Origin of the sequence: Streptomyces tricolor (assembly GCF_002155905.1) — a bacterium.
In the GTDB taxonomy this organism is placed as follows: Bacteria; Actinomycetota; Actinomycetes; order Streptomycetales; family Streptomycetaceae; genus Streptomyces; species Streptomyces tricolor.
In genome coordinates this window covers 1-1161 of sequence record NZ_MUMF01000858.1, presented here as the reverse complement: position 1 = coordinate 1161, position 1161 = coordinate 1, and the positions used below count along the sequence as shown (strand labels likewise).

Below are 1161 nucleotides of genomic sequence, written 5' to 3'. Positions count from 1 at the left end.
CTCCTCGCCCTCCTTCTCGGCCGCCGCCGCGGCCTCCGCCGCCTCCGCCTCCGAGGCGGGCGCCTCGCCGGTGCGGATCAGCTCCTCGGCGAAGGCGCTGTCGACGAGGACGGCGTCGCGCGGCGCTATGGAGGTCAGCCGGGAGGCCAGGTTCACCGTCGTACCGAACACGTCGCCCATGCGGGTGGTCACCGTGCCGAACGCCATGCCCACGCGCAGCTCGGGCATCGTCTCGTCGTTCGCCAGCGTCTCCACCAGCCGCAGCGCGATGTCCGCGGCCGTCCCCGCGTCGTCCGCCGCGTACAGCACCTCGTCGCCGAGGGTCTTGATGAGCCGGCCGCCGCGCGCGGCCACCAGGTCGGCCGCGGTGGTCTCGAAGGCCTCGACCAGCTCGCCGAGTTCCTCCTCCTCCATCCGGCGGGTGAGCCGGGTGAAGCCGACGAGGTCGGCGAAGCCGACGGCGAGCCGCCGGTCGACCATCTCCTCGTCGTCGGCCGCCTGCACGACCCGGCCGGCGGAGGCGGCGAGCTGCCGACGCCACACGTAGACGAGGAACTCCTCCAGCTCGGGCAGGAGCAGCTCGACGATCGGGTACGTCACCTCGGTCCGGGTCATCCCCGGCTCCGGCGGCTCGGTCAGGCCCTCCAGGAAGGAATCGATCTGCCACTCCGCCAACCGGGCGGTGGTCTGCCCGGTGGACCGGGCCACCTGCACCGCCATGGCCTCGCTCAGCAGTCCCGCCTCCACCAGACCGGCGAGGCGCCGCAGCGCCAGCACGTCGGCCTCGGTGAGCGCCTTGGCCTGCCCGATGTCGGCGAAGCCCATGGCTCGCCAGAACCGGGAGGCCAGCTCCATGGAGACGCCGGCGCTGCGGGCGGCCTGGAACGGGGTGTAACGGCGCTCGGCGCCCAGGATGAGCTGTTCGAGCCGCAGGGCCAGCGGGTCATCGCCGGAGTCGGGGGCGTGGGGGTCCACCCGGCCGTCCCCACCAGCGCCGGAGCCCGTGTCGTCGACGGTCACGCCTGCTGCCCTTCCGATCTGCCGCGGTCAGGTATCGACCGGCCTCAACTCTACGGCAGGTGTGCGCCAGCTCACTCCGTAGGGTTCGGCCGACGGGCCCCCTCCCGCCACCGGCTACGTGACCCGCCACCACCGCCAGGG

At 73.6% G+C, this 1161-nt stretch carries 1 protein-coding gene; it reads right to left on the bottom strand.

All coding sequences use genetic code 11. The features are described from left to right. Positions 1–1020: adenylate/guanylate cyclase domain-containing protein (locus CCN44_RS40795; protein ID WP_086704235.1), on the bottom strand; the 1020-nt coding region annotated here is incomplete at its 3' end. Positions 1021–1161: the final 141 nt, after the last annotated feature.